The following is a 16,884-nucleotide window of genomic DNA, read 5'->3' as shown; positions in this document are numbered from 1 at the left end:
CAGTTTTCAATGTTCATTTAAAGCAATTACATTTATTAATTATATCAACAATCAATATCTAATGTCAAGAACTTTTTTAAATTTATTTTTTAAATTTTTCTGTTCAAAACTTAATTGATTATTTCAACAAATAATATCTTATAATGTCTTGCTAAGTTTTTCAATAGTCAAAATTACACTTTCTTAACATTAAATTAATGATATTAATTTGCCGGAAAAGAAAGTTTACATTCGTTTTTGACGACTTTTATATAATATCAAGTTTAGAAATGAACGTCAATCATTTCCTCATAAGAATAATGACTAATTTTTCACATCTAATGTATTGTTTTGAATTAAGGGTATAATTTACGCATTTTATTGTTAATTTCATATCTAATATTCAACTATAATGCCAATACTTCATTATATTCACTATATATTAAGGTAGCTACTTTGAAATTGCTACTACATATTTAGATCAATATAAGAAAGAGGCTGGGACATAATAAAATGTTCCAGCCTCTTTAACATTTAGGTAGTAGATAACTAATTTGAAAAGTGCTTATATCAAACTTTTGCACTCTTAGTCATCTTTACTAGGAGTAAACAACAAGTTTAATTCTTTCTGACCTACTCCATTTAAACTTCTACTTATTATTCTTCTTTATCTTTGCATTCTTTACAGATACCATATATTTCCATACGGTGATGTGTTACGTCGAACTCTGTAATGTGTTGAGCAAGTTGTTCAACTTCATCAAGTTGTGGATAGTGGAAGTCTACTATCTTGCCACATTTCTCACAGATAACGTGATAATGATTGTGAGTATTAAAATCAAATCGACTTGATGCATCTCCATATGTTAATTCTTTAACTATGCCAATACTTTTAAACACTCTTAAATTATTATATATTGTCGCAACACTAATATTTGGAAAATCAGGTGAAAGTGCTTGATAAATTTCATCCGCCGTCGGATGTGAATGAGATGCAATAAGATAACGAATGATAGCTTGACGTTGTGGTGTAATTCTAACACCAGCTCTTCTAAGGGCTGCAATTGATTCTTCTAGTTCATGATCAATGGACTCTACTTCTGCACTCATTGTTTTCACCACTTTCTAGTTAATAATAATTATTACTTGATATTAATATAACTGTTTAGAAAGTATAATGTCAATAAGTACGAACCTTTTCCTTTAATAACCAAGATATAAATCGACTTTATTCTCAATTACATCATTCTTATTGAGAAAATGATCTAAATTCTTCTTAAAAAGTTTCGTTGCGTCTCTTTTAATGTTTTTATCGTTACCACTGATATGCGCAGTTAGCGTTACATTATCTAACTTGTACAGCACATTGTCTGGTTTCAATGGTTCATTTTCAAATACATCAATATAAGCATGCCGAATTTGATTCTGTGATAAAGCCTTTATGAGTGTTTTTTCATTTACAACTGTTCCCCTACCTACATTAATAAATAAACATTCATCATTCATAAGCTCAAAATGTTTCTCTAATAGTAAATGATACGTTTCATTAGTTTCAGGTAAGGTGTTAATAATGATATCAGCTTTATTTAGATGTTTTTCAAGTTCTTCTATTTTATAAATACAGTCAAATCCTTCTTTGGATTTACCTGACCTACTAATTCCAACTATAGTCATATCAAATGGCTTAAGTAATTTAACAGTCTGTTGTGCTAATGATCCTGTCCCTAATATTAAAACACGTTCTCCACTCAATCGCTTGCCAGTTAGTCTAGAGTCGTATACTTTATTGATTTGATTAATGTATGATGTACGCATTTTTTTATAGTCATCAAGTATGAATGCAAGAACAAACTCTGAAACTTGTTTTGCTTGCACGCCTCTACTATTGGTTAAAATAATGTTTCTTTTCTTAATTGTTTCTAAGGGTAAACTATTTACGCCTGTTGCGTACCAAGCAATCCATTTTAAATTTTGGCACTCATTAATGAAGTTTGCATCTACCCCACCATCATAACCAATCAATATATTCAATTCTTCCTTTAATGCTTTAGGTATGTCTTCGGCTTTTTTGAAAAAGTAAAATTCTAATTCTGGATAGTCACTTTTAAGTACTGATTCTATTTCTCCAAGTCGCTTTAAACTAACTATTTTCATTTTTTCACCCCAAAATTCGATTTAATTCTTCCATTTGTGTTTTAACTTTAACTTTTTCAATAACATCAATGATGATACCTTCTTCATCTATTATAAAAGTTGTTCGTACAATTCCCATGGATTCATTACCGAATGTCTTTTTCAATTGGTAAACACCCACTTTTTCAGATAATACATAATCTTCATCTACTAATAAGTCAAAATTAAGATTATGTTTAGCAATAAAGTTTTGATGCTTTTTCTTAGTATCTGCACTGACACCATAAACTTGAACATCTAATTCATTAAATCTATCTAAATTATCTCTAAAATCACATGCTTCAGTCGTACACGTTGGCGTATTATCACGTGGATAAAAATATAAAATTGTTTTGCTTCCTTTTATTGTTTCATTTGTAATACATTCTCCATTTTGATTCTCTAATTTGAATTCTGGAAATTTGTCACCTTTTTTAAACATCCTATCACCCATTTCTTAATCGTATTAATTATATGATACGATAGTAATGAATAATATTAAAATAAGAGAGGTTGAAATAAGATGAAATTCACTGAGAGTGAACGTCTGCAACAATTATCAAATGAATATATTTTAGGTGGCGTTAATTCACCATCACGTTCATATAAAGCGGTAGGTGGAGGTGCGCCTGTAGTTATGCGCGAAGGTCATGGTGCATACTTATATGATGTAGATGGCAATAAATTTATTGATTATTTACAAGCTTATGGCCCAATTATTACTGGTCATGCACACCCTCACATTACAAAAGCCATTCAAGATCAAGCAGCTAAAGGTGTACTGTATGGTACACCAACAGAATTAGAGATTGAATTCAGTAAAAAATTACGTGAAGCAATCCCATCACTTGAAAAAATACGATTCGTTAACTCTGGTACTGAAGCAGTAATGACAACAATACGTGTTGCACGTGCTTATACAAAGAGAGATAAAATTATTAAGTTTGCGGGCTCTTATCATGGTCACTCAGACTTAGTATTAGTTGCTGCAGGAAGTGGCCCATCACAATTAGACTCACCTGACTCAGCGGGTGTTCCCGAAAGTGTTGCAAAAGAAGTAATAACAGTTCCATTTAATGATATTGAATCATATAAAGAAGCTATGAAACACTGGGGAAATGAAGTTGCAGCAGTATTAGTAGAACCTATTGTTGGTAACTTTGGTATGGTAGAACCACAACCTGGATTTTTAGAAGAAGTAAATAAAATCACACATGATTATGGTGCATTGGTGATTTATGACGAGGTTATTACAGCATTCCGTTTCCATTATGGTGCTGCACAAGACTTATTAAATGTATATCCTGATCTAACAGCTTTCGGAAAAATCATTGGCGGTGGTCTTCCAATTGGAGGCTATGGTGGTCGACAAGATATTATGGAACATGTTGCACCTTTAGGTCCTGCATACCAAGCAGGTACAATGGCCGGCAACCCACTTTCTATGAGAGCTGGTATTGCATTATTGGAAGTATTAGAGCAAGAAGGCGTTTATGAAAGATTAGACAAATTAGGGAAAAGACTTGAAGATGGCTTATTAAAATTGATAGAGAAACATCATATCACCGCTACTATAAATCGTGTATACGGTTCATTGACGCTTTATTTTACTAATGAAACGATTACGCACTATGAACAAGTTGAAAATTCAGATGGTGAAGCATTTGCTAAATTCTTTAAATTAATGCTAAATCAAGGTATTAATTTAGCACCTTCTAAATTTGAGGCATGGTTCTTAACTACAGAACACACTGAAGAAGATATTGATGAGACATTAAAAGCTGCTGATTATGCATTTAGTCAAATGAAATAATCAACTGATGGCCTACAATAAAGCTGTTCAAATTTGAAGAACAGTTTTATTGTAGTTTTTTTATTAGAAACAAAAACTTGTATCATTTCAGTCTTCAAGTGTATACTAGTTTAAAATATTATTATCAAAATTATATTTAAAGGAGCGTTATAGTTGAGGCTAGGAGCTCGTATACTAAAGACTGGTATTGCAATTATTCTCGCTTTGTTTATAGCTTCTTTTTTACCTGATAATGTCGGATTAAAATCTGTAGCGGGTATTAGTGCGATTGTTGCTATGCAACCTAATATATATCGTTCCATCAAAACGATTTCAGAACAGGCTACAGGTAATGTCATTGGTGCTTTATTAGCAGTCATCATGGTAACCATTTTCGGTAAAAATATTGTGATTATGGGCGTCACTGTTATTTTATTAATTGCTATTTTATATAAAATAAATTTAGCTCATGTTGCTACACTTGCAGGTGTCACTGCACTCATTATAATGGGGCAACATACAGGATCATTCTATGTAACAGCGGCTTTTAGATTCATTCTAGTAATGATTGGTGTCGTAAGTGCTTCTGTAGTTAACTTAATATTTTTACCACCTAAATTTGAAACCAAGATATATCACAACTCGGTAAATATTGCTTCTGATATATTTATTTGGTTTAAGCTTGTATTAAATGACGCTTCTGACTATCATCAGATAAAAGAAGATGGAGAACAAATTGAATCACGCATTTCAAAACTTGAACAGATTTTTAATTATTACAATGAAGAGAAAGCACTAACTAGAAAAGCAGCCTTCCAACAAAATAGAAAGAAAATTTTATTTAAAGAAGTTGTAGGTACAACCAGACAAGCATATGAAGTGCTTAATCGAATGGCTAGATATCAGAATGATCTTCATAACTTAAATTACAATTTGATATTTCAAATCAAATTAGAATTAGATTCTTTAACAGCGTATCATGAACAAATTCTAAAAAGTTTGTCGAAAAAGGCGCGATATAATGTAGAACATTTTGATAATCAAATCATGAATCCTCAAAAGAAAGACCTAATGGATGCTTTTCAACAACAATTAATTCAAAATCCTTACCAAGTCGACTATTCTTATTCTAATATTATGCAAATTATTGCTACAATTGAAGAATATCGTTATTATCTAGAACATTTAGATCGTTTAAGATTAAGTTTCTTCACGTATCATCGAAATGATACTGAAATAGATATAGCCGATGAAGATTTTGACTTATAATAATAAGCGTTCACTGAATCAATAAAGTTCAGTGAACGCTTATTTATTATTACAAATTTTGTATACTATAGAGATGCTCATAAGCACCTTTTTTATCTATTAGTTCTTGGTGTGTGCCTGTTTCAACGATTTGACCGTTTTGCATTACAATTATCTTATCCGCATGTGTAATCGTTGAGAGTCTATGTGCAACAATAAGTGTTGTTCTATCTTTACTAAGCACATCCAACGCTTCTTGAATTATCGCTTCACTCTCTAAATCTAATGCTGAAGTAGCTTCATCTAAAATTAATATAGGTGGATTATTTAAAAAGATTCTTGCAATTGAAAGACGTTGTTTCTGTCCACCAGATAGTTTAACGCCACGTTCCCCTACTTCAGTATCATAGCCATCATGAAGATTCATAATAAAATCATGTGCATTGGCCATTTTAGCCGCTTCAATTATTTCTTCTTCACTAGCATCTGGGCGTCCTAATAATATATTTTCTCTAACTGTATCTGAGAAAAGAATATTATCTTGCTGTACTAAACCAATTTGATTTCTTAAACTACCGGTTAAAAAGTCTTTAACATTGTGATCATCGATTCTTATTTCACCTTCAGTTACATCGTAGAAGCGTGGTATCAAGTTAATTAAAGTTGATTTACCACCACCACTCATACCAACAAAAGCTACGGTATCTCCTTTGTTTATATTGAGATTGATATTTTTTAATATTGTTGATTCATCTTCATTATATTTGAAACTAACGTTTTTCAATTCTATATGACCTTGTTTAATTTCAATAGGCTGAGCGCCAATACCATTTTTTATATCATAATCTTCATCCATTAACTGAAACACCCTATCCATTGACGCAAAACTTTGAGTTAATGTTGTAAATGAAGCAACTAGTCTTCTTAACGGTCCAAATAATTGTTCCAAATAGCCAACAAAAGCTGCAAGTGTACCAACAGTAATTGAACCATTGATTGCTAAATATGACCCAAAGCCAATAACAATTATAGGTCCTAAATCTGTAACTGTATTAATCGCCGCAAATGAGTATGCATTCCATGACGTATGTTGAAATGCACGATTTAAGAAATGTTTATTTTTATGGTCGAAATTTTTAGCTTCATTATCCTCAATTGCAAAACTTTTAATTACTGACATCCCTTGTACACGTTCATGTAGAAATCCTTGTACTTCAGCCAATGCTTGCGAACGTTTACGCGTCAATTTTCTTAAGCGTCCAAAGAAGAAATACACTGTGAGAATATAGAATGGGAAAATAATGATTGCCGCGAAAGTTAACTTCACATCTAGGAAGAACATAATAGATAGTGCAATGATGATTGTTATGCAATCTAGCCAAATGTTCATTAAACCAGTTAATATAAAGTCTTTCGTTTGCTCAACATCATTAATGACTCTCGATATCACTTGTCCAACTTGATTATTTGCATAAAATCTTGCACTTAGCGCTTGCAAATGATCATATAGACGTTTTCTAATATCATATAGAATTTTGTTACTCGTCCATTGTGCAAGATATTGTCGTAGATATTCTATTGGTGGTCTGACAATTAAGAAAATAAATAACGCTATGCCGATAGCTACACTTAAATGTTGAAACTTTTCATTCGTTGAAAGTGCACTATTATTAATAACGCCGTCAATTGCATATTTGATAAGTAGAGGAATTAACATAGGAATGCCGAATTTGATAATCCCAATAATTATCGTAGCTATTATTCGATATTTGTATGGTTTAACAAATTCTAAATAGCGTCGTATCATACTACTCCCCCCTATGATGATCACAATTATATTTTTAAAAAATTAATAGAGGTTGAAACTTTGATTCCAAACAATACATTTGTATCATCAAAGTAAATTCAACCTCTTGTTATTATCACTCAAGTACTATAAAACAAATATGTAACAATTACATCTTTTATGCTTAATAATTACGGATTTTTTTATATCGCTCTTTCCAAACTTTTATGAAATCTGGAGCGAATGGTCCTTTTTTCTGTTCGATCCACTGTTGTAAAATATCTACATTACGGCGTAAAATAACATCTATATCATGTGGATAATTCATCTGATTCATATGCTGCTCATACTCATCTTCATCTAATAAATGATATTTTCCATTAGGATATACCTTAATATCTAAATCATAATCAATGTATTTCAAAGCTTCTTCGTCACAAACGAAAGGCGATGATAGATTACAGTAGTAATAAATGCCATCCTCTCTAAACATACAAATGACATTGAACCAATATTCTGAATGAAAATACACGATAGCTGGTTCTCTCGTAATCCATGTACGACCGTCACTTTCAGTAACTAAAGTGTGATCATTCCTACCAATAATCACATGGTCTGTACCTTTTAAGATTGTTGTTTCAGACCATACTCTATGGATGTTACCGTCGTGTTTGTAACTTTGAATTTTTATATTTTCGCCTTCTTTAGGTATGGATTCTTTTACCATACTCCACACCACCCTTTTAGTAATTTTCGCACTTTAGATTATATCATATTTTTAAATAAGTCTTTACAGATGCGTTGTTATTTTCACTCAAATTATACACAAATTAGAATGTCTTAGCCGTTAATGTATTGGTATATCTTATCCATAGAAACTGGTAACGTATATGCTTGTCGCTGATTTAAATCCATCCATTCCAGATGGTTATCTTTCATGAATGATTCTGACAGTGTCACGGTCTCAATGGTACTATAGACACTAATATCCCAAGTCATATGTGTAAATTGGTGTTTAAGCTTAAATACAATTCCCTCAGCTATCGATAACGACAATCCCAATTTTTCTTGCAATTGTTCTATAGCATTTGGTGTTTCAAACATTGGAAATTGCCACATGCCATTTAACAATCTTTCTTGACGTTGCTCCATTAAATATTGACCTTTGGCATTTCTAACTAAGAATACCGCTTGTTGAATAGTTTTTTTCTTAATGTTCTTCGTTTTTACTGGTAATTCAAATACAGTGCCTTCTTTAAAAGCACGACAGTTCTCTTGTACTGGACAAAATAAACATAGCGGTTTCTTAGGTGTACAAACTAGCGCACCTAATTCCATCATTGCTTGGTTAAATGTACCCGCCTCTTGATACACATAAGGCTGTAATTCTTGTTCATAACTTTTTCTCGTACTTTGCAACTTTATATCTCTTAAATCATTATTCAATCTAGACCATACTCTAAAGACATTGCCATCAACAGTTGCTAATGGCTGATTAAACGCGATGCTTAGAACTGCTGCTTGAGTATAAGGACCTACCCCTTTTAATTTCCCAAATTGTTCTGGTGTAGAAGGAACGACACCATGATATTCTGATGCTACTTCTTTCACAGCAGTATGAAAGTTACGTGCGCGACTATAATAGCCCAATCCTTCCCAATATTTAAGAACTTCTTCTTCATCTGCCTGACTTAATTCCTCTATTGTTGGAAAACGTTGAATAAATCTGTGATAATAGTCCACAACTGTTTTAACCTGTGTTTGTTGAAGCATAACTTCACTTAACCAGATATAATATGGATTCGAAGTTTCACGCCATGGCATTTCTCTCTGATTCTTATTAAACCATTGTATTAAATTCTTTTTAAAAGTAGAATCGTTTATCATAATTATTTCCTTTCAATACGCTTTATTTACTTCACTACGAGCACTTAAGATTAAATGAACAGTATTTTAATATGTTTCTTAATTTCGTTATTCCAATTTTTAGATTATAATATATATTAAATTAACATGAAAAGAGTGAACGTTATGGATACAGCCACGCACATTGCAATCGGTGTTGGATTAACTGCTTTAGCAAGTCAAGACCCAGCTATGGCAAATACTATGGCAGCCACAGCCACGACCTTAATTGCAGGGTCGTTAATTCCAGATGGCGACACCGTTTTAAAATTAAAAAATAACGCCACATATATTTCACATCATCGTGGTATCACTCATTCTATACCATTTACAATTTTATGGCCGATATTGATTACATTTTTGATTTACGTAATCTTTCCAGGCGTAGATACTACGCATATATGGTTATGGGCACAGTTAGCGGTATTTTTACATGTATTTGTAGATATATTTAATTCATATGGTACCCAAGCACTACGCCCACTAACAAACAAATGGATTCAACTAAGTGTTATTAATACCTTTGATCCAATCATTTTTATCATACTTTGTTTAGGTATTGTGATTTGGCTTCTAGGTGTTCATCCATTTGCAGTGTTCTTTCCAATTATAGGTGTAATCATCATTTATTACATTATTCGTTTTAAAATGCAAAGTATTATAAAGAAACAAGCATTAAGTCAAATTAAAGAACAACACAATCCTGTTAAAATTTTTGTAGCACCAACTATGAAATTTATGGAATGGCGTGTTGCGATTCAAACTGAAGAACATGATTATGTAGGCCGATCATTTGGTAGAAATGTTGTTTTTAGTGATAAAGTTAAGCGACAACCATTTTCACCAGATACGTTATTGTGGCAAATCAAAGGTAATAAGGATATTAGAACATTTTTAAACTTTTCGTCTATTTATCGTTGGCAAACTCGAAAGCTAGACGATGATACTACGGAAGTTCGTCTGGTTGATTTACGTTATTTAAATAAAGGCCATTATAGCTTTGCAGCAATTGCACATGTCGATAATGACAACAATATTGATCATTCATACATCGGATGGGTTTTCACAGAAGAAAAATTACAAAAGAAATTATATTCTAAATAAACTTTTAAAAAGAGTGAACCAGAGTCATAATCTTATCTATGATTCTGGTTCACTCTTTTATTTATTTTTTGTAGCTATTGTATGAGATGAATATTTATATTTTGAGTGTGCAACATATCTCATTAACATAAAATTAACCGCACCTATAATTACTAAAATAATAACAAAATAGATATGGTAAGTAATGTTGTACAAATTTACTACACCATATATTGCAGAAGTCGCAATACCGTCAATTAAATAAAATAGTGGATTCAATTTTAGAATTTGAATCATTAAATTCTCATTTGCAGATGGAATAAATATGACAGGTATAATGAAAAAGCAAATAATTCCAATTAAGAAATATAACTTTGTCATATTCTTGTTTATAATATCTAATAATCCTAAAGTAACGGATATAAATACAATAAATAAGACCATCATGATAAAAAATACGATAAATGCAATCAGTGACTCATCGAAATTCACTGGCTTAAACAGTATGACGATCAACGTTAAAATACAACAAATAAAACTTCCAAGAAGTGCATTTGCAATGGCTGTAACCAATGGTGTTGCTTGGAATGATTTTGTTATTAAATAATCTTGACTGTACGCTTTAAAAGATTTAAATATCGTTGCGAATAGAGTAATAAATGTCATCATAGCAATGAGTCGATATAGCCATCTTGCTTTGCTAATATCCTCAATCCCTATAAAAGATAATGTCATTAGTGCAATCACTAATACAACTAATTGCGCAATTAAAAGCATAGCAAACCATTTCCAAGTATCTATGATGCGTTGTTTTGTAAACTCAATTAGTGATGGAAAGCGTTTAATATATAATAAAAAGTTATCTATCATTTTTACACCTACAATTCAATGTATATCCACTTGCTATTTTTCATGTCTGCGATTAAATATCCATCCCCCGACTTAACAATCCATAAATCCTGTGTAATATGATATTTATCTTTGAGCTCATCTTTATTAACTATTGGAAAAACAAATCCAGTTAATTTATTTTGATCATTAAATAACATATCGATTGGTTGTTGTGTTACTTCAACAACATATCTTGAATCTTTATCTGGCACTAATGTTTTTTTAACTTGATCGTGTTTCTTATGTAAGTGGCTATTAAAATAATCTACATAATTACTGTAATTTGATTTCATATATGGAGATAGCGCTTTGAAAGAATGTGACTCATATAGTGCCGCCGGGTTAAAATATTCTAATTTATGTTTTGCTACCACATAATCTTTATCATCACTGCTGACGCGATAACTTTTTGAATTTTCACCTGTGATTGTTAAAAACGTATATTTAGGGACGTTGATATTAGAATCCCCTTTTAAAGTGATTGAATCATCTAACACAATGCCATATGCAAGCTTTTCTTCAAATGGGTCTTTATTCTCTACTTTCTTTTGCGCTTCAATAATTGGAACGTCAAAACGTCCTACATTATTAATCACTAATGCGCCTACAATGAATAAGCAAATTAAACTCGTAATTAAAATCGTCCAAAATCTTACAACAAAATCAGGTACTTTCGCATGTCTATATCGTTCAACTCTTTTGAAATTATAGCTCATTTCCGGAAGTCTACTACGACTTTCTTTCCAATCTAAATCAAAATTAAGTTGTTCTTCATCATTTGCTATGCTCATTCTATCTTGCTCGTGCTCTTTAAATACAGGCAAGACTTGGTTTAGTGAGCCTTCCATACGTACTTGTCCATGTGAAATCCAAGCAACATAGTTACTCACTTTTTCAACTTTTGCCAAGTCATTATCTATAAATACTAATGACTTATTTTCACTAATATAGTCTTTTGATAATTTTTTTGCTTTTTCTAAAAAAGCTTCATCAAGATGTTCGATGATATGATTTAAAATGATTAAATCCTTTCGACATACGCGAGCAATACTTAAAATTAACTGTGCAAAATCTGAATGGCTAAGTGCATTAATATGAACCGAAGACTTATCATCTAAATGTGCGAACTTAATGATTTGATCAACATTATGAGAGGTTGTTTCATAAGAAAATAATCGTTGAACTTCGGTTACATACTGTCTTACAGTCATATGTATTAAATGTTTATCTTTTATATCACCATAATACGTAGAAACCGATTGATTAATCTTACCTCTATCTGGCTTAATGTCACCAGCCATAATTCTACCTATTAAAGTTTTTGAAGATCCTGGTTCACCAATGATAGCTAATGCTTCCCCTTGGTATATATGTAGCGATATATTGTTTAATTCTATGTCTTCAGCGGCATAGCCAAATGGTAGATACCACTTTCTGTTTTTTTTACTTCTATAATAATGCGTGACATTGAGCATTTTTAAGATTATTGAACTTCCCATTCGTGTTACTTCCTTCTAAATTTTTAATAAAGCGAGTGGCAATCCTTCTTCAGGGGTCTTACTATTAATTCTATAGCCCCATGCAAACACACCTTTTAATCGTTCAACTTTAAAGTATTGCTCGCTTCCATCATTAAGTTTATACATTCTACCAAGTACAACTTTGGTACGATCAACTAAGTAACTTTCTGCAATAATGACCTTACTTTGATAAACATCATATTCATTCATTATGCCGTTCATTTCAGCTTTACGCATCTTTTCTTTATATATCTGTATTTCATGTCTTAATTCCTGTTCAGACATTTCACTTAGCTTTTTATCATTCATCTGAAATACCACTTTCTTCTAATTTTGCTTTAATTTTATCATATTTATAGCCTTTTCTCATAAGCGACTCTATCGTTTTCATTACTAATTGTTGTCCATCATATTTACGTTGTTGCTTTGTATATATTTTTTCAAGATCTTTTTGTAATAGATCCTCCAACAAAGCTTCATCTTGTTCAAAATCTAATTCAGATATTGCTTGTTGTGCGATATCCATAGAATAGCCTTTTTGAATTAAGCTTTGAAGTACTTTTTGACGTACTTTAATTTCAGGACCTTTCTTCGTTCTCATAATTTTATTTGCAACATTTATAACCGCTTCAAATGGTTGTTCTTCTTCATAAATTTGAACATATGTATTAATAATCTTAGGTTCAATTCCAACTTGATATAATTTTTGTTTGTAAATTTCAGGACCTTTATCAGTAGTATGTATCATTGTATTTTTTAAGCTTTCAGCATAATCTTCATGATTAATATATGACTCTTTATAACAATAATCTATAACTTGTTGAATCGCGGATGCACTAATCTCGTTTTTTTGTAAATGTTGTCGCACTTCTTTTTCAGTTCTCTTTTTATAAGATAAGTATTGTATAGCCATATTAATACCTAAACGGTAATGCTCATACTTCTGTATCTTCTCCATATCAGATGGCTCAACAATTTGCCCTTTTTTTAAATTAAATTTTACAAGTGTATTAATATCGACTCCCATTTCAAAAGCGCCGTCCAAAAATAAGTTAAATCGCTCTTTATTGTTCTTCTGTACTTCTATTTTAGTAATTTTAGGCAATTCCTCCACCACCTTTACTTTGATTTATATTAAAAATCAAACTATCTTGATTTATCTAACACACATTATTTTATATCACTTAACGCATTACACAAAATGTTTTACCCATAAAAAAACCTCATAAAGGTTATTATTAAAATGACTTCTTTATGAGGACTTACACAAATATAAAATTTATTTTTTCAAGATTTACAATCAATAGTTATTTAATTGACTTAACGCTTCTTGATATTGACTATCTGAAATATACGCCTGCTGTTTCATCTTTTCAAGATTGGTTTTAATTCTATTTTTAAAATTGTCAGACATATTACTTATATCATAAACACTCGGTGCATTGACTTTACTTGCTAGAATCGCACTTTGTAAGACAGTGATTTGAGGCATATTGCTATTATTCTTATCTACTGTTGTTCCAAAATAATAGTTCGCAGCACCCTCAATTGTATATTGATCACTACCATAATAAATGTTATTTAAGTAGAAACTCAATATTTCATTTTTACTATATTGTTGTTCTACTTTATGTGCTACAAACAATTCCTTTAATTTCCGAGTAAAGGAACGCTCATTGTCGTAATAATAATTCTTCACAGTTTGTTGTGTAATTGTACTTCCGCCTTGAACGTCTCTATCACCTATCGTTGAGAATAATGCTCGTGTTGTTCCTTTGACGTCAAATCCATGGTGTTTATAAAAACGTTCATCTTCCATCGAAATAAAAGCACCTTTTACATAATCCGGCATATTGTCTGAAGAAACATAATTACTTTTGTTTTCAATTGTTTTAAGGTCATCAACATTTGCTCTCGAAGATAAGAAATACATTAACCCAATAAACAATGCAAATATGATGATAAATATAATAAATATTCTTAAAAATATACGTTTACTCTTTTTCTTTTTAGGTGGTTTACCTACAGGTTGATAATACGTATTGTAATGAGGTTCATTACGGTAATGTGAATGTCTCTCAGGCGAGTTGTTCATTCTTTGGCTTCTTTTCATGTGGTAGCTCCTTTACTAAAACTCACTCTATAACTGTGAGTTTAACAGTAGTTTTTAGATTAAGCTATACCTATCATGAAAAATCAGTCCCAAGGTGTATGAGGAAAGATTGTTTAAAGCCATTTTAAATCAATCGTTGACGAACATCCTAATCGCAATAAAAAAAGAACTGAGAGAAGCTTTACAGCCTCTTCTCAGTTCTATAACTTGCACATTTGCTTTATAGCAACATGCATGTTTCAAATTAATTTTAAGTCTAAGAAACAATAAAATTTATGCTTGAAGTTGTTTAACAATTTCTCTATTAAAATCATCTAAGTCGTCTGGTGTACGACTTGTAACGATATTATTATCAACTACAACTGATTCGTCTACGACATTTGCACCTGCATTTGATAAATCTTTACGTACATTTAATACAGCAGTAAGTGTGCGTCCATTTAAGTCATCTGTATCTATTAAAATTTGAGGGCCGTGGCAAATTGCAAAGGCTGGCACATCATTTTTAGTGAAGTATTTAGCAAATGTGCCATAACGACCTTCTGCATCACCGCGAAGATGATCTGGTGAGAATCCACCAGGAATAAGTAGTCCATCGTAATCTTCTGGTTTTGCATCTGCAATACTTACATCAACAGTAACTTTTTCACCGTGTTTACCTACTACTTCTGCATTTGCAGTATCGCCAATAATTTCAGTTTCGAAACCAGCTTCTTCAATTGCTTCTTTAGGGCTAGTTAATTCGATATCTTCGAATTCATTTGATAAAATAATTGCTACTTTTTTAGCCATTAGTCAATCACCTTTCTTGTTCGAATTATACTAATTATATAGACGAAATTAAGTGATATTAAACATACATAGATTGAAGTGTTTCAATTTATTTAGAAACTTGTTTAACTTTTTCTTCTAATTGGTCTAGTAATCCAATCCATTCATCTATATCTTCAACGCTTACTTCATCGGGATTTACATGGTCAATATCTTCTAAAAATTTTGATAATCTTGTTTTAATTTGTTCCATTGTTTGTTGTTCATTCATAACTATTTCTCCTTGTTAATTTATATATTTATTAAACTATACGTTAGTTTTATCCTAACAGAATTTGACAAAAAGCGATATAATCTTAATAATGTTTACTGTACTTTTGCAACGGATTAAGGAATTTTTTTATGTTTAGGAGTAATAAATATGTGGATGACAAATCAGAAAAAACCCATTTCAATTAACAACGATCCATGGGAAGCATACAACGATGTTAAAACACACGGTCAGTTAACACTAAGTAATATAGAGTTTACTACTACTACATTATGTAATATGAGATGTAGTCACTGTGCTGTTGGCTATACTTTACAAACTAAAGATCCAGATGCTTTACCTATGGATATCATTTATCGTCGTTTAGATGAAATACCTCACTTAAGAACTATGTCAATAACAGGTGGCGAACCAATGTTCTCAAAAAAATCAATTAAAAACATTGTTAAACCTCTGTTAAAATATGCACAAGATCGTGGTATATATGTTCAAATGAATTCTAATTTAACACTACCGCAAGATCGTTATTTAGATATAGCTGAATACATAGATGTTATGCATATCTCTCATAATTGGGGTACAATTCAAGAATTTACTGATGTAGGTTTCGGCGCAATGAAGAAGCAACCTCCTTTAAAAGCAAAATTAAAATTATATGAACAGATGTTAGAGAATGCAAGTACATTATCAAGTCAAGGTATGTTTGTTTCAGCTGAAACGATGTTAAATCAAAGTACATTACCTTATTTAGATAAAATTCACAATGAAATCGTTAATGACATGAAATGCAGCCGTCATGAAGTTCATCCAATGTATCCTGCAGATTTTGCAAGTCAATTAAATGTGCTTTCTTTAAAAGAAATGAAACAAGCGATTCATCATTTATTAGACATTAGAGATGAAAATATATGGATGTTATTTGGTACATTACCTATTTATCCATGTATAAATGATGAAAACGACCAAGCATTGTTACAGCGTTTACGCGATGCTAAAAATGTTACGACACGTAATGATCCAGATGGACGTAGTCGCCTGAATGTTAATGTCTTTAGTGGGGATGTGATTGTGACTGATTTCGGAGATGAAAATGGTACAATTTCAAATATTAAAACTGACAAATTAACAGACGTATTTAATAAATGGCTTACATCAGATTTAGCGCAATCGCTCAATTGTCATTGTGAGGCGTTTCACTGTTTAGGTCCTAACGTTCTAGTTAAAAATATGTACTATCCAAACACTGATTTCAGAAAAAATGAGATTGAAATGCATACTGAAAATATTTTCAGTTAATTCATTTCAAGCAAATATAATAAGCACCACATAAAATAAATGGTTCTACGCAAACAT

General features: G+C 31.4%; 17 protein-coding genes. 4 read left to right on the top strand and 13 right to left on the bottom strand.

The window, feature by feature from the left end; all coding sequences use genetic code 11:
- Nucleotides 1–636: 636 nt before the first annotated feature.
- From perR to bcp, 3 genes are all read right to left on the bottom strand, one after another.
- Nucleotides 637–1,089 carry a peroxide-responsive transcriptional repressor PerR gene (perR, locus tag KA828_RS12700; protein WP_053030348.1) on the bottom strand — a complete coding sequence of 151 codons (453 nt, stop codon included), beginning with the start codon at nt 1,087–1,089 and terminating at the stop codon, nt 637–639.
- A 93-nt stretch (nt 1,090–1,182) separates the two neighbouring features.
- A complete protein-coding gene (locus tag KA828_RS12695; protein WP_210126339.1) occupies nt 1,183–2,133 on the bottom strand; it encodes an NAD(P)-dependent oxidoreductase in 951 nt (316 codons plus the stop codon).
- 4 nt (nt 2,134–2,137) lie between these two features.
- A complete protein-coding gene (gene bcp / locus KA828_RS12690; protein WP_210126338.1) occupies nt 2,138–2,593 on the bottom strand; it encodes a thioredoxin-dependent thiol peroxidase in 456 nt (151 codons plus the stop codon).
- 81 nt (nt 2,594–2,674) lie between these two features.
- Here bcp and KA828_RS12685 point away from each other — a divergent pair, with 81 nt between their 5' ends.
- Both KA828_RS12685 and KA828_RS12680 read left to right on the top strand, forming a co-directional pair.
- A complete protein-coding gene (locus KA828_RS12685; protein ID WP_210126337.1) occupies nt 2,675–3,964 on the top strand; it encodes a glutamate-1-semialdehyde 2,1-aminomutase in 1,290 nt (429 codons plus the stop codon).
- 153 nt (nt 3,965–4,117) lie between these two features.
- Nucleotides 4,118–5,212: an FUSC family protein gene (locus KA828_RS12680; RefSeq protein WP_053030352.1), complete on the top strand. Its 1,095-nt coding sequence runs from the start codon at nt 4,118–4,120 to the stop codon at nt 5,210–5,212.
- Between the two features lie 49 nt (nt 5,213–5,261).
- On the opposite strand, the gene KA828_RS12675 is transcribed toward KA828_RS12680, so the two are convergent.
- The 3 genes from KA828_RS12675 to mutY form a co-directional block, all read right to left on the bottom strand.
- Nucleotides 5,262–6,998: an ABC transporter ATP-binding protein gene (locus KA828_RS12675; protein ID WP_075108594.1), complete on the bottom strand. Its 1,737-nt coding sequence runs from the start codon at nt 6,996–6,998 to the stop codon at nt 5,262–5,264.
- Between the two features lie 163 nt (nt 6,999–7,161).
- Nucleotides 7,162–7,704 carry a nucleoside tri-diphosphate phosphatase gene (gene ntdP / locus KA828_RS12670; protein WP_210126336.1) on the bottom strand — a complete coding sequence of 181 codons (543 nt, stop codon included), beginning with the start codon at nt 7,702–7,704 and terminating at the stop codon, nt 7,162–7,164.
- A 113-nt stretch (nt 7,705–7,817) separates the two neighbouring features.
- Nucleotides 7,818–8,864, bottom strand: a complete 1,047-nt coding sequence (gene mutY / locus KA828_RS12665; protein WP_210126335.1) for an A/G-specific adenine glycosylase — start codon at nt 8,862–8,864, stop codon at nt 7,818–7,820.
- A gap of 144 nt (nt 8,865–9,008) precedes the next feature.
- Between mutY and KA828_RS12660 the strand changes: the two genes are divergently transcribed.
- Nucleotides 9,009–9,986: a metal-dependent hydrolase gene (locus KA828_RS12660; protein ID WP_210126334.1), complete on the top strand. Its 978-nt coding sequence runs from the start codon at nt 9,009–9,011 to the stop codon at nt 9,984–9,986.
- Nucleotides 9,987–10,043: 57 nt separating this feature from the next.
- Here the strand turns inward: KA828_RS12660 and KA828_RS12655 are convergent, their stop codons facing one another.
- From KA828_RS12655 to KA828_RS12625, 7 genes are all read right to left on the bottom strand, one after another.
- The gene (locus KA828_RS12655; RefSeq protein ID WP_075108591.1) at nt 10,044–10,835 is read right to left on the bottom strand and encodes a teichoic acid transporter; all 792 of its coding nucleotides are present in this window, start codon (nt 10,833–10,835) and stop codon (nt 10,044–10,046) included.
- Nucleotides 10,836–10,843: 8 nt separating this feature from the next.
- Nucleotides 10,844–12,355 carry an ATP-binding cassette domain-containing protein gene (locus KA828_RS12650; protein ID WP_075108590.1) on the bottom strand — a complete coding sequence of 504 codons (1,512 nt, stop codon included), beginning with the start codon at nt 12,353–12,355 and terminating at the stop codon, nt 10,844–10,846.
- Nucleotides 12,356–12,370: 15 nt separating this feature from the next.
- Nucleotides 12,371–12,685: a YfhH family protein gene (locus KA828_RS12645; RefSeq protein ID WP_075108589.1), complete on the bottom strand. Its 315-nt coding sequence runs from the start codon at nt 12,683–12,685 to the stop codon at nt 12,371–12,373.
- Nucleotides 12,678–13,481 (bottom strand): recombination regulator RecX, encoded by an 804-nt coding sequence (gene recX, locus KA828_RS12640; protein WP_210126333.1) that lies wholly within the window; start codon nt 13,479–13,481, stop codon nt 12,678–12,680. The genes KA828_RS12645 and recX overlap by 8 nt, the downstream gene beginning before the upstream one ends.
- Nucleotides 13,482–13,676: 195 nt before the next feature.
- The gene (sgtB, locus tag KA828_RS12635; protein ID WP_075108587.1) at nt 13,677–14,489 is read right to left on the bottom strand and encodes a monofunctional peptidoglycan glycosyltransferase SgtB; all 813 of its coding nucleotides are present in this window, start codon (nt 14,487–14,489) and stop codon (nt 13,677–13,679) included.
- Between the two features lie 273 nt (nt 14,490–14,762).
- Nucleotides 14,763–15,281 carry a type 1 glutamine amidotransferase domain-containing protein gene (locus KA828_RS12630; RefSeq protein ID WP_070854230.1) on the bottom strand — a complete coding sequence of 173 codons (519 nt, stop codon included), beginning with the start codon at nt 15,279–15,281 and terminating at the stop codon, nt 14,763–14,765.
- Between the two features lie 88 nt (nt 15,282–15,369).
- A complete protein-coding gene (locus KA828_RS12625) occupies nt 15,370–15,531 on the bottom strand; it encodes an SE1561 family protein (protein ID WP_107630250.1) in 162 nt (53 codons plus the stop codon).
- Between the two features lie 156 nt (nt 15,532–15,687).
- On the opposite strand from KA828_RS12625, the gene yfkAB reads away from it, so the two are divergent.
- Complete coding sequence (gene yfkAB, locus KA828_RS12620; protein WP_178377481.1) at nt 15,688–16,827, top strand: radical SAM/CxCxxxxC motif protein YfkAB; 1,140 nt, start codon at nt 15,688–15,690, stop codon at nt 16,825–16,827.
- Nucleotides 16,828–16,884 lie beyond the last annotated feature (57 nt).

This window comes from Staphylococcus sp. GDY8P85P, from assembly GCF_017892405.1.
GTDB classification, from domain to species: Bacteria; Bacillota; Bacilli; order Staphylococcales; family Staphylococcaceae; genus Staphylococcus; species Staphylococcus borealis.
Note: the sequence above shows the minus strand (reverse complement) of the source record. Positions and strands in the feature narration are given on the sequence as shown.

Coding starts and splice junctions, on each gene's coding strand:
- KA828_RS12695 (WP_210126339.1), bottom strand. CDS start 2,133: ATGAAAATAGTTAGTTTAAAGCGACTTGGAGAAATAGAATCAGTACTT.
- KA828_RS12660 (WP_210126334.1), top strand. CDS start 9,009: ATGGATACAGCCACGCACATTGCAATCGGTGTTGGATTAACTGCTTTA.
- mutY (WP_210126335.1), bottom strand. CDS start 8,864: ATGATAAACGATTCTACTTTTAAAAAGAATTTAATACAATGGTTTAAT.
- KA828_RS12645 (WP_075108589.1), bottom strand. CDS start 12,685: ATGAATGATAAAAAGCTAAGTGAAATGTCTGAACAGGAATTAAGACAT.
- KA828_RS12625 (WP_107630250.1), bottom strand. CDS start 15,531: ATGAATGAACAACAAACAATGGAACAAATTAAAACAAGATTATCAAAA.
- bcp (WP_210126338.1), bottom strand. CDS start 2,593: ATGTTTAAAAAAGGTGACAAATTTCCAGAATTCAAATTAGAGAATCAA.
- KA828_RS12650 (WP_075108590.1), bottom strand. CDS start 12,355: ATGGGAAGTTCAATAATCTTAAAAATGCTCAATGTCACGCATTATTAT.
- ntdP (WP_210126336.1), bottom strand. CDS start 7,704: ATGGTAAAAGAATCCATACCTAAAGAAGGCGAAAATATAAAAATTCAA.
- KA828_RS12675 (WP_075108594.1), bottom strand. CDS start 6,998: ATGATACGACGCTATTTAGAATTTGTTAAACCATACAAATATCGAATA.
- KA828_RS12655 (WP_075108591.1), bottom strand. CDS start 10,835: ATGATAGATAACTTTTTATTATATATTAAACGCTTTCCATCACTAATT.
- KA828_RS12685 (WP_210126337.1), top strand. CDS start 2,675: ATGAAATTCACTGAGAGTGAACGTCTGCAACAATTATCAAATGAATAT.
- yfkAB (WP_178377481.1), top strand. CDS start 15,688: ATGACAAATCAGAAAAAACCCATTTCAATTAACAACGATCCATGGGAA.
- KA828_RS12630 (WP_070854230.1), bottom strand. CDS start 15,281: ATGGCTAAAAAAGTAGCAATTATTTTATCAAATGAATTCGAAGATATC.
- sgtB (WP_075108587.1), bottom strand. CDS start 14,489: ATGAAAAGAAGCCAAAGAATGAACAACTCGCCTGAGAGACATTCACAT.
- perR (WP_053030348.1), bottom strand. CDS start 1,089: ATGAGTGCAGAAGTAGAGTCCATTGATCATGAACTAGAAGAATCAATT.